This window comes from Ramlibacter montanisoli, assembly GCF_013087525.1.
GTDB classification, from domain to species: domain Bacteria; phylum Pseudomonadota; class Gammaproteobacteria; order Burkholderiales; family Burkholderiaceae_C; genus Ramlibacter; species Ramlibacter montanisoli.
Window position 1 is genome coordinate 175593 of sequence record NZ_JABFCS010000001.1, and the last position, 11245, is coordinate 186837.

General features: G+C 69.5%; 7 protein-coding genes and 3 pseudogenes. 7 read left to right on the top strand and 3 right to left on the bottom strand.

All coding sequences use genetic code 11. The features are described from left to right. The first annotated feature begins 17 nt into the window (after positions 1-17). From HK415_RS00885 to HK415_RS00900, 4 genes and pseudogenes are all read left to right on the top strand, one after another. Positions 18-419, top strand: coding sequence for a cupin domain-containing protein (locus tag HK415_RS00885; protein ID WP_171556430.1), 402 nt, complete (start codon positions 18-20; stop codon positions 417-419). A 55-nt stretch (positions 420-474) separates the two neighbouring features. After that, positions 475-1787: pseudogene (locus HK415_RS00890) on the top strand (epoxide hydrolase family protein). A gap of 2 nt (positions 1788-1789) precedes the next feature. After that, positions 1790-2727: pseudogene (gene trxB / locus HK415_RS00895) on the top strand (thioredoxin-disulfide reductase). A gap of 88 nt (positions 2728-2815) precedes the next feature. Further along, positions 2816-3538: an SDR family oxidoreductase gene (locus HK415_RS00900; RefSeq protein ID WP_171556431.1), complete on the top strand. Its 723-nt coding sequence runs from the start codon at positions 2816-2818 to the stop codon at positions 3536-3538. Between the two features lie 60 nt (positions 3539-3598). Here the strand turns inward: HK415_RS00900 and HK415_RS00905 are convergent, their stop codons facing one another. The 3 genes from HK415_RS00905 to HK415_RS00915 all read right to left on the bottom strand — a co-directional run bounded on the left by HK415_RS00905 (position 3599) and on the right by HK415_RS00915 (position 7296). Then, positions 3599-5179 carry a GAF domain-containing sensor histidine kinase gene (locus HK415_RS00905; protein ID WP_171556432.1) on the bottom strand — a complete coding sequence of 527 codons (1581 nt, stop codon included), beginning with the start codon at positions 5177-5179 and terminating at the stop codon, positions 3599-3601. Between the two features lie 111 nt (positions 5180-5290). Beyond that, positions 5291-5740 carry a DUF5329 family protein gene (locus tag HK415_RS00910; RefSeq protein WP_171556433.1) on the bottom strand — a complete coding sequence of 150 codons (450 nt, stop codon included), beginning with the start codon at positions 5738-5740 and terminating at the stop codon, positions 5291-5293. Further along, the gene (locus tag HK415_RS00915) at positions 5737-7296 is read right to left on the bottom strand and encodes a phospholipase D-like domain-containing protein (protein ID WP_171556434.1); all 1560 of its coding nucleotides are present in this window, start codon (positions 7294-7296) and stop codon (positions 5737-5739) included. The genes HK415_RS00910 and HK415_RS00915 overlap by 4 nt, the downstream gene beginning before the upstream one ends. A gap of 326 nt (positions 7297-7622) precedes the next feature. Here HK415_RS00915 and HK415_RS00920 point away from each other — a divergent pair, with 326 nt between their 5' ends. From HK415_RS00920 to HK415_RS00935, 3 genes and pseudogenes are all read left to right on the top strand, one after another. Beyond that, positions 7623-8858: a 3-methyl-2-oxobutanoate dehydrogenase (2-methylpropanoyl-transferring) subunit alpha gene (locus HK415_RS00920; protein WP_171556435.1), complete on the top strand. Its 1236-nt coding sequence runs from the start codon at positions 7623-7625 to the stop codon at positions 8856-8858. A gap of 58 nt (positions 8859-8916) precedes the next feature. Then, entirely contained in the window at positions 8917-9921 is a 1005-nt protein-coding gene (locus HK415_RS00925; protein ID WP_171563035.1) for an alpha-ketoacid dehydrogenase subunit beta, read from the top strand. 2 nt (positions 9922-9923) lie between these two features. Continuing rightward, positions 9924-11245: pseudogene (locus HK415_RS00935) on the top strand (dihydrolipoamide acetyltransferase family protein).

Below are 11245 nucleotides of genomic sequence, written 5' to 3' on the forward strand. Positions count from 1 at the left end.
TGGCAATGGAGATCCACATGAGACTCATCAGAGGCATGGCCGGCGCCGTGCTGCTCGCCGGCACCGGCCTGGCCGTCCACCCGGCGCATGCCCAGCAGCCCGGCTTCCACCGCCACGATGTCCTGCAGCACGACCTGAGCGTGCCGGGACGCGAGGTGGTCCAGGTGCGGGTCGACTTCGACCCGGGAGCGGTGTCGGTGAAGCACTCGCACCCCGGGGAAGAGATCGCGTACGTACTGGAGGGAACGCTGGAGTACGAGATCGAAGGCAAGCCTCCGGTCACGCTCCAGGCCGGGCAGGGGTTGTTCATTCCCGCCGGAGCGAACCACGTGGCGCGCAACGTCGGCAAGGGCAAGGCATCGGAGCTCGCCACCTACGTGGTGCGCAAGGGCCGCCCGATCTTCGTCGTCGCCGACTGAGCACCGTTGGAGGGACCGCGTTGGGACCTCTCCCGCAAGAAAAGGATCCACACCCATGACCGCACCCGCAAGCCTCCCGGCACCCGATCTCTCGCGCCGCACGCTCCTGTTCAACGGCGCTGCCACCGCCGCGCTCGCCGCGTTTCCTGCGGTCGCCATGGCTGCCGCGCCGGATGACGGCCGCCGGTATCGTGCCGACAGCATCCGCCCGTTCCGTGCGCAGATTCCCGCCGCGGACGTCACGGACCTGCGGCGGCGGCTGGCCGCCGCGCGCTGGCCGGATGCCGAGACCGTGCAGGACCGCTCGCAGGGCGTGCAGCTCGCCAAGCTGCAGGCGCTCGTCGGCTACTGGGGAGGCGGCTACGACTGGCGCAAGGCCGAAGCGAAGCTCAATGCCTTGCCGCAGTTCGTCACGCACATCGACGGCCTGGACGTCCACTTCATCCACGTGCGCTCCCGCCATCCGAATGCACTGCCGCTGGTCATGACCCACGGCTGGCCGGGATCGGTGTTCGAGCTGCTCAAGGTCGTGGGACCGCTCACCGATCCGACCGCCCACGGTGGTGCGGCGGAGGATGCGTTCCACCTCGTGCTGCCCTCGATACCCGGCTACGGCTTCTCCGGCAAGCCGACCGGCACGGGCTGGAATCCGGACCGCATCGCCCGTGCCTGGGACGTGCTCATGAAGCGCCTCGGATATGCCCGCTACGCCTCGCAGGGCGGCGACTGGGGTGCGATCATCTCCGACGTGATGGCGCGCCAGGCTCCCGAGGGGCTGGTCGGCATCCACGTGAACCGGGTGGAGCGCGCGACCACCGTTCCCCGGAGATCGCGAAGGCCCTGGGTGCCGGCGAGCCCGCGCCCGCGGGACTGACGCCGGAAGAGCGGGTGGTGTACGACGAGATCCGCGATTTCTACAAGAACGGCCTGGGCTACGCGGCGATCATGGCCACGCGGCCGCAGACCGTCGGTTACGGCCTGTCGGACTCGCCGGTGGCGCTCGCGGCCTGGTTCTACGACAAGATCGCGGACTGGGTGTACACGCGCGGCGAGCCCGAGAAGTCCCTGACCCGCGACGAGATCCTGGACAACATCAGCCTGTACTGGTTCACCAACAGCGGAACCTCGGGCGGGCGCATCTACTGGGAAAGCGGCGCCGGTGGCTCGAAGCCGGCACCGGTGTCGGTGCCCGCGGCCGTCACGGTGTTCCCGGGCGAGGTCTACAAGCCGCCGAAGGCCTGGGCGCAGCGCGCCTACCGCAACCTCGTGTACTACAACCGCGTCGACAAGGGCGGCCACTTCGCAGCCTGGGAAGAGCCGCTGCTGTTCAGTGCCGAAGTGCGCGCCGCGTTCCGCACCTTGCGCTGATCATGGCCAGGCACTCGAAGCTCCTGATCCTGGGCTCGGGGCCCGCGGGCTACACGGCCGCCATCTACGCCGCGCGCTCCAACCTGGCTCCGATGCTGGTGACCGGCATCGCCCAAGGCGGGCAGCTCACGACCACGACGGCCGTCGACAACTGGCCGGCCGACGTGCACGGCGTGCAGGGGCCGGAGCTGATGCAGCGATTCCTGGAGCACGCCGAGCGTTTCGGCACCGGCATCGTCCTCGATCACATCCACGAGGTCGACTTCAGCCGCAGGCCCTTCGTGCTCGCGGGCGATGGCGGCAGCTACACCTGCGATGCACTGATCATCGCCACCGGCGCCTCGCCCAGGTTCCTGGGCCTTCCCTCCGAGCGGCAGTTCCTGGGCAGGGGGTGAGTACCTGCGCGACCTGCGACGGGTTCTTCTACCGCGACCAGGTCACCTGCGTGATCGGCGGCGGCAGCACCGCCGCGGAAGAGGTCCTGTACCTGTCGAACATCGCGCGCAAGGTGTACCTGGTGCACCGGCGAGACCAGTTCCGCGCCGAGCCCATCCTGGTGGACAAGGTGATGCAGCGGGTCGCGCAAGGGAGGATCGAGCTGAAGCTGTTCGCGACGCTGGACGAGGTGCTGGGCGACGCGAGCGGCGTCACCGGCGTGCGGCTGAAAGACACGCGCACGGGCGGCACCGAGGACGTGACGCTCCAGGGCTGCTTCATCGCCATCGGCCACCAGCCGAACACCGGCATCTTCGAAGGCCAGCTGGAGATGAGGGACGGCTACATCGTCACCCGGTCCGGGCTGGACGGCTTCGCCACCATGACCAGCGTGCCGGGCGTGTTCGCCGCCGGCGACGTGCAGGACCACGTGTACCGGCAGGCGATCACCAGCGCGGGCACCGGCTGCATGGCCGCGCTCGACGCGCGGCGCTTCCTGGAGTAGGTGCAGCGCCATCCTGCACCTTGGTGCAATGGACCCGCGCCGACCCTTCAGGCCTGATGCACCCTTTCAGGCCTGCAAGGAGACAAGCATGCGAATCGATGGTGCCGTTGCATTCGTGAGCGGAGCGAACCGGGGCCTTGGCCTCGCGCTGGCACGCGAGCTGCTGGCGAGGGGTGCACGCAAGGTGTACGCCGGCGTGCGGTCTCCGGAGAGTGCGGGCGACCCGGTGCCCGGCCTGGTGCCCGTGCGCCTCGATGTCACTGATCCCGCATCGGTCGCCGCTGCCGCGGCGCAGTGTGGCGACGTGAACCTCCTGGTGAACAACGCCGGCATTGCGCGGGTGCTGGAAGGCACCCTGGATCCGGCGTGGATCCGCACGGCGCGCGAGATCCTGGAGACCAACTTCTACGGCATCGTGCTGGCCACGCAGGCGTTCGCCCCGGTCGTCGAGGCGAACGGCGGCGGCGCGATCCTCAACGTGCTCTCCGAAGTGACCTGGCATTCGCCGCCGCCGGTGTCCGCGTACGCGGCCAGCAAGTCCGCGGCCTGGAGCTTCACCAACGCGTCGCGGACGGACCTGCGGCCCAGGGGCATCCAGGTGCTGGCGCTGCACGTGGGTTTCATGGACACGGACATGACCCGGGGCTACGAGATGAAGAAGTCGAGTCCGCGCGAGGTTGCCGCCCGTGCGCTGGATGCGCTGGAACGCGGCAAGGAGGAAGTGATCGCGGACGAGCAGACGCAGTCCATCAAGGCGGCCCTGGGCAGCGAGGGCGCGCAGTACCTCGCGGCGCAGGCCGCGCAGCCGTGAGGGACAGCTACGTCGAGGTGATGCCGCCGACTTCGCCGAAGCGGTGTGGCAGCTCGCCTCTCAAGCGTCCTGATGCTTCGCTTCGGGCAGGGAGAACGAGAAGCTGGCCCCCGAATGACCTGGTGTGGCCCAGATACGTCCCTGGTGGCTTTCGACGATGGTCCGGCTGACGGACAGGCCGATGCCCATTCCGTTCTGCTTGGTCGTGTAGAAGGGCTCGAAGACGCGTTCGGCCAGCTCGGTGTCGAGCCCGAGGCCGGAATCCTTCACTGTGAGCAGGACGCGTCCACCCTCCTCGCGGGCCGTCCTGATCAGGAGCTCCCTGGGACGATGGTCGACGCGGCGCATGGATTCCAGCGCGTTGAGCAGCAGGTTCAGGATCACCTGCTGGACCTGGACCCGGTCGGCGCGCACTGCAGGCAGCGAGGAGGGCAGGTCCGTCAGCAGGATCACGCGGTGACGCTGCAATTCACCCAGCGAGAGGGCAATCACTTCCCGGCTTGACTCGCTCAGGTCGATCAGGTCGGTTCTCGAGGGCTTTCCGCCGAAGAGCGCGCGCAGGCGCGCGATCACGTCCGAGGCGCGGTTCGCATCCCGCAGGATCCGCTTGACCGTCTCCTCGGCGTTCTCCACCCTGGGTGGCACGGAGGACAACATGCGCAGGCCCGCGCCTGCGTTGCTGATGATGCCGCACAGCGGCTGGTTCACCTCGTGCGCGATGGAGGCAGCCAGCGTCCCCAGGCTCGTGACCCGCGCGACGTGTGCGAATTCCGAACGCACCTTCTCCAGCGCTTCCTCTTCCAGCACCCGCATGATGGCAATGCTGGCCAGGTGCGTGAACTGTGCGATCAGTTCCTGGTGAAGCGGCGTGGGTGTGGCGGGGCGAGCGTAGTGCAGGCCGAAGGTTCCCACGACCTTGCCGGTGCTCGAACGGATCGGCGTGGACCAGCAGGCGCGCACGCCGAAGGACAGCGCCAGCCTGCACCAGCCGTAGGAAGACCAGCGGGTTTCCGTGGCCACGTCGGCGCAAACCACTTGCTCGTTCAGGGTGGCCGCCATGGCACACGGGCCGTTTTCCACATCGACGGGCCGACCGTCGATGGATCTCGTGAACTCCGGGTCGAGGCTCGGGGACGCGCCTTGCTGGAGATGCGTTCCGCCGGCATCCACCAGGATGACGCTGCAGGTGCATTCATCCGTGACCTGCTCGAACACGCGGCACAGCGCGTCCAGCACGACCGGCAGCCGGCAGCCGCTGGCGACCATTTCGAGGAGCTTGTTCTCTCCCGCCAGCAGCGCCTGCGCGCGCTTGCGATCCTCGATATCCGTGTTCAGCCCGCACCACCCGTCGACGGCTCCGGAAGCGCCCATGGACGGAGCCACCCGGAACCGGTGCCATCGGTACGCGCCGTCCGACCGGCGCAAGCGCGCCTCCATCTCGCCTGCGCGTCCGGAGGCATGGATGCTCGCCCATTGCTGCTGGACGGCGGCGCGATCGTCGGGGTGGATCGCCTTCCAGCATCCCCGGCCGGAGGACTCCCCTGCGCTCATCCCCGTGTATTCACGCCAGCGCGCGTTCACGAAGTCCACGTCGCCATCCGCGCCCGCGGTCCATACCAGCCCGGGGATCGCGTCGACCACGTGATCGAGGTCGCCTGACATACGGAGCCCTTCGCGAAGCTGGCACCGCAGCGAGCATGCGCGCCTTCCCGCGGACCGTCCAGCACTTTCAGCCGGCTCCGGCGCTCGCGCTCAACGCGACGGTTGAGATGGCCGGTCGGCAGGCGGGGCCGGGGATGCTCTCTCCGGCAGGCCCGCTGCGCGGACCGCCGCGAGCTGGCCCGTCATCCACGCGGCGCCGGTCTGCTCCGGCGTCCCCTTGCACCGGACCTTGTAGGGCTGGCCCGTGGTCGAACTCGCGCTTGCCCCGAGGGTGATGAACTCTTCCGTCGTGAGCGCCGGGCGCGAACGCAGGATGTGGCGGTGCTTCATGCGCAGGTGTTCGCTGGCCCTGCCGGCATCGTGCCATTCCCCATGGCGGCGAAACTCGCAGCCGGATTCCGCCAGCCGTCGCAGCAGCGCCTCGACCTCGCCGGGGTTCGCCCGCGCGCTGGCCGGAAGCACAAGCAGCAGCCAGCAAAGGACCGCCACGGCGCGCCCGGGCCACGCGTGGTCGCAGTGCCTGGCGGATGCAGCGTTCATATCTCGCCTTCCGGGACCAGGCGGCCGAGCAGCGAACTCCTGACGCGCTGCCACAGGGATGTGCCGGGCTCGACATCCTGCACGTGCGGCGGCGAGGCGCGCCGGTCCACCCACTCGACGCCGGGTCCATCTTCCTTCAAGCGCAGGTGGTAAGCAGGGGCGGCTTCCATCAAGGACAACACCTCGGAAGCCAGCGCGGGGCAATCGAGGATGAGGCCCAGCTCCGTGTTGATCCGCTCTGAACGGCCGGTGAAGTTGAGGGAGCCGATGTACAGGTAGCGGTGATCGATCACCGCGAGCTTCGCATGGAGCCCGCTGGCGCTGATGCCGGAACCCTCTCTCTCGGCGGCAGGGGCCGCCGGGGCCACGAACTCCCGCAGGTCGACGCCTGCCTCGATCAGGCGCCGCCGGTAGCGGAGGTACACGGCGTGCGCCAGTGGTTCATCGGTGGAGGATGCGGAGTTCGTCAGGAGCCGGAGGCGGACGCCGCGGTTCCGCAGCCCCTCGATGCGGGCGAGGCCGACACGGCCACGCACGAAGTAGGGAGAGGCCACGTACAGGTCGTGCTGCGCCATGGCGAGCACGTCGACCACGCGGTGGTGCACCGTTCCGGTCGAGTCGGCGAGGTTCGCGCCGAGAACCTTGTCCGTGGTGTCGAAGAACAGCCGCGCCTTGCAGACCTGCAGGGACACGCTGCCGCCGGCGATCTGGCGGGCTGCGCTGGAGTCCATTGCGGACGCGCCACCCATGTCCGGGTGCCGGGACACCGGTGGCATCGGGCCGATCGCATCGGCGAATCGCGCGCGCCGGGCCGCGGCGGGAGAGTCGCCCCAGAACAGCGCGCCGGGGAAGGCGTGTTCGCTGTTCCAGTAGTGGTCGAAGCTGCCGGACATGTCCCGCACCACAGGACCGATCGCGAGGATGTCGGTGTCGAAGAAGCTCGACTGGCCGGCGGCGAGGTAGCGGTCCCCGATGTTGCGCCCGCCGGTGATCGCGGCGATGTTGTCGGCCACCAGCAGCTTGTTGTGCATGCGGTGCCGGATGCGCCTGTAGTCGCCCACCGAAGCCACGATGCGCCCGGCCAGGGATCCGCGACCGGCAGGAAAGGGGTTGAACAGCCGCACTTCGACGCCGTCGAAACCCGTGAGGCCTTCCAGGAGCGCCTCGAGGTCCGTGGTGTACAGGTCGTCGAGGAGGAGGCGCACCCGCACCCCGCGCAGGGCGGCATCGCGCACGGCGGCCAGCATGGTGCGGCCGGAACCGTCGGCGTTCCAGATGAAGTACTGCAGGTCCAGCGTCCGCTGCGCCTGGTCGATCAGGGCCAGGCGCACGTCCAGCGCATCCGCCGGTTCGCTCAGGAGCCGGAAGCCGTTCTGGCCCGCGGGCACGGAGCGCACAGCGAGGTCGGCCAGTGCCGTGCCCCCGGTCTCGCGCAGTGCGTGCGAGGCAGGCTGCACGTCCCTTGACGGCAGTGATGCGCAGCCGGCGAGGAGTGCCGCCAGGAGCAGAACGCAACAGCGGTGGCCGAGGGCGTACCTGACGAGGCGCAACTCCATCGTGCGGTCCTTGTGTCACCGGGCTGATCCAGGGCAGCACGGAAGGTTGGGAAGATGGGGCCAGTCTGGTTCCCGCCGGCGGGCGCTGCATTGCCTCCCCGGCAGATGCCGGAATCCGCCCTTCGCCCTAGGCCGCTGCCTTCCAGGATGGACGCTGCTGGCACGGCCCGCCCGCCCGGACCTGCCGCCGAGCCGCCCTGAAATCCCCTAGACTTCCCCGACCACGCGCGTACCCCCGCGTGGTCCAAGAGGAAAGTCAGCGGCTACCCGCCGCCGCCTTTCTCGCCGAAACTGTGGCGCGCCACCCGCGCCAGGAGACGACAGACATGAGCGAGCACCAGGCCCTGCGCCTGCACGTGCCGGAGCCCTCGGGGCGCCCCGGCTGCACGACCGATTTTTCCTACCTCCACCTCTCGGAAGCGGGTGCCGTGCGGCGGCCGCCGGTGGACACCACGCACTTCGATACGGCGGACCTCGCCTACCTGATGGTCCGCGTGCTCGATCGGGACGGGCAGGCGGTGGGCCCCTGGGCGCCGCAGCTTCCCACGGCGCAGATGCGCAAGGGGCTGCGCACGATGATGAAGACGCGCATCTTCGATGCCCGGATGGTGATCGCGCAGCGGCAGCGCAAGATTTCCTTCTACATGCAGGCGCTGGGCGAGGAGGCCATCGCGACCGCGCAGGCCATGGCGCTGGAGCCGGGCGACATGTGCTTCCCGACCTACCGGCAGCAGGGCCTGCTGCTCGGGCGCGACGAGGTGTCGATGGTGGAACTCATGTGCCAGCTCATGAGCAACGAGCGCGACCCGATCAAGGGCCGCCAGCTGCCGGTGATGTATTCGTTCAAGAAGGCCGGCTTCTTCTCGATCTCCGGCAACCTCGCGACGCAGTTCATCCAGGCGGTGGGCTGGGCCATGGCTTCCGCCATCAAGGGCGACACGCGCATCGCCTCGGGCTGGATCGGCGATGGCGCCACCGCCGAAGCCGACTTCCACACCGCGCTCACCTTCGCCCATGTCTACCGCGCGCCCGTGGTGCTCAACGTGGTCAACAACCAGTGGGCGATCTCGACCTTCCAGGCCATCGCCGGCGGCGAGGCCACCACCTTCGCCGCCCGCGGTGTGGGCTGCGGCATCGCCTCGCTGCGGGTGGACGGCAACGACTTCCTCGCCGTATATGCCGCGTCGCAGTGGGCGACGCAGCGCGCGCGGCAGAACCTCGGCCCGACGCTGATCGAGTGGGTGACCTACCGGGCCGGTGCGCACTCCACCTCCGACGACCCCAGCAAGTACCGGCCCGCCGACGACTGGGAGCGCTTCCCGCTGGGCGACCCGATCGAGCGGCTGAAGAAGCACCTGATCGGCCTGGGTGCGTGGTCGGAAGGGGAGCACCAGCAGGTGCAACTGGAGCTGGAGGCCGAAGTGGCGGCCGCCCAGAAGGAGGCCGAGAGCCACGGCACCTTGCTGGACGGGCACATACCGAGTCCGGCGACGATGTTCGACGACGTCTACGCCGAGATGCCGGAGCACCTGCGGCGCCAGCGCCAGGAACTGGGGATCTGACATGGAAGCCGCCATCCGCGAGAGTTCCGCCGCTGCCGAAACGGGCGCGCTCAAGTCCATGACCATGATCCAGGCGCTGCGCTCGGCGATGGACGTGATGATGCAGCGCGACGACAACGTGGTCGTGTTCGGCCAGGACGTGGGCTACTTCGGCGGCGTGTTCCGCGTGACCGAAGGCCTGCAGGCCAAGTACGGCAAGCCGCGCTGCTTCGACACGCCGATCAGCGAGGGCGGCATCGTCGGCATTGCGGTCGGCATGGCGGCCTACGGGCTGCGGCCGGTCGCCGAGATCCAGTTCGCCGACTACTTCTATCCGGCATCCGACCAGATCGTGTCGGAGGCGGCGCGCCTGCGTTCGCGCTCGGCCGGCGACTTCACCGCCCCGATGGTGATCCGGATGCCGTGCGGGGGTGGCATCTACGGCGGCCAGACCCATAGCCAGAGCCCGGAGGCGCTGTTCACGCATGTGTGCGGACTGCGCACCGTGATGCCGAGCAATCCGTACGACGCCAAGGGCCTGCTGATCGCGGCGATCGAAAGCGACGACCCGGTGATCTTCCTGGAGCCCAAGCGCCTGTACAACGGGCCTTTCGACGGCCACCACGACCGGCCCATGGTGCCGTGGTCCTCGCACGCCACCGGCAAGGTGCCCGAAGGCTATTACCGGGTGCCGCTCGAGTCGGCTTCGGTGTTCCGCGCCGGCGCCCAGGTGACGGTGCTGACCTACGGCACCATGGTCTGGGTCGCGGAGGCCGCTGCGCGCGAAAGCGGCGTCGACGCCGAGATCATCGACCTGCGGTCGCTGTGGCCGATGGACCTGGACGCCGTGGTCGCCTCGGTGAAGAAGACCGGCCGCTGCGTCATCGTGCACGAGGCGACGCGCACCAGCGGCTTCGGCGCCGAGCTGTCGGCGCTGGTGCAGGAGCACTGCTTCTACGAGCTGGAAGCGCCGATCGAGCGGGTGGCGGGCTGGGACACGCCCTATCCGCACGCCCAGGAATGGGCCTACTTCCCCGGGCCGGACCGCGTGGCCGCGGCCCTCAAGCGCACGCTGGAGGCCTGACCATGGGCATGTACGCGATCAAGATGCCGGACATCGGCGAGGGCATCGCCGAAGTCGAACTCGTGGCCTGGCGGGTGCAGCCCGGCGACCTGGTGAAGGAAGACCAGGTCGTGGCCGACGTGATGACGGACAAGGCGACGGTGGAGATTCCTTCGCCGGTGGCGGGAAAGGTGGCGGCGCTCGGTGGGGAGCCCGGCAAGCTGATGGCGGTGGGCTCGGAGTTGATCCGCCTGGAGGTGGAAGGAGCGGGGAACGTGAAGGACGCACCTTCCGCCATGGCTGCTTCTGGCTCCCTCCCCCTCCGGGGGAGGGCGGGGGAGGGGCGCAGGCGCCGCCGCAAGCTGCACGTGCCACGGAGCGCCCCCACCCCAACCCCTCCCCGGAGGGGGAGGGAGTAAGACCCGAAGCGCAGCCGCCGCTGCGCACGCCCGCGCCCATGCGCGCGCCCGGCGACAAGCCGATCGCCTCGCCCGCCGTGCGCCGCCGCGCGTGGGAGCTCGGCATCGAGCTGCAGTTCGTGCACGGCAGCGGCCCCGCCGGCCGCATCGTGCACGAGGACCTGGACGTCTACCTCGCCGCGCGCGGGCAGCCGGCCGCCGGCGCGGCGCCGCGGCAGCGCGAGCGCCACGGCGAGGAGGCGATCCCCGTCATCGGGCTGCGCCGCAAGATCGCCCAGAAGATGCAGGAAGCCAAGCGCCGCATCCCGCACTTCAGCTACGTCGAGGAGATCGACGTCACCGAACTCGAGGCGCTGCGCGGGCAGATCAACGCCAGGTACGCCGCGAGCCGCGGCAAGCTGACGCTGCTGCCCCTGATCGCCCGCGCCGTGGTGCTGGCGCTGGAGGAGTTCCCGCAGATGAACGCGCGCTTCGACGACGATGCCGGGGTGGTGACGCGCCACCGGCCGGTGCACCTGGGCATCGCCACCCAGACCGACAACGGCCTGATGGTGCCGGTGCTGCGGCACGCCGAGGCGCAGGACCTGTGGGGCTTCGCGCGCGAAGTCACGCGGCTGGCGGAAGCGGCGCGCAGCGGCAAGGCGGGACGCGAGGAGCTCACCGGCTCCACCATCACCATCACCAGCCTGGGCGCGCTCGGCGGCCTGGTGACGACGCCGGTGATCAACCACCCGGAGGTCGCGATCATCGGTGTCAACCGCATCGTCGAACGCCCCATGTTCCAGGGCACCGCGGTCGTGCCGCGGCAGCTGATGAATCTCTCGTCCTCCTTCGACCACCGCGTGGTGGACGGGATGGATGCCGCCCGCTTCATCCAGGCCGTGCGGGCGCTGCTCGAGCAGCCGGCCATGCTCTTCGTGGAGTAG

What these genes read in the sequence shown, in the direction of transcription:
- HK415_RS00910 (WP_171556433.1), bottom strand. Translation starts at nt 5,740, where the DNA reads ATGAACGCTGCATCCGCCAGGCACTGCGACCACGCGTGGCCCGGGCGC.
- HK415_RS00885 (WP_171556430.1), top strand. Translation starts at nt 18, where the DNA reads ATGAGACTCATCAGAGGCATGGCCGGCGCCGTGCTGCTCGCCGGCACC.
- HK415_RS00925 (WP_171563035.1), top strand. Translation starts at nt 8,917, where the DNA reads ATGACCATGATCCAGGCGCTGCGCTCGGCGATGGACGTGATGATGCAG.
- HK415_RS00915 (WP_171556434.1), bottom strand. Translation starts at nt 7,296, where the DNA reads ATGGAGTTGCGCCTCGTCAGGTACGCCCTCGGCCACCGCTGTTGCGTT.
- HK415_RS00900 (WP_171556431.1), top strand. Translation starts at nt 2,816, where the DNA reads ATGCGAATCGATGGTGCCGTTGCATTCGTGAGCGGAGCGAACCGGGGC.
- HK415_RS00920 (WP_171556435.1), top strand. Translation starts at nt 7,623, where the DNA reads ATGAGCGAGCACCAGGCCCTGCGCCTGCACGTGCCGGAGCCCTCGGGG.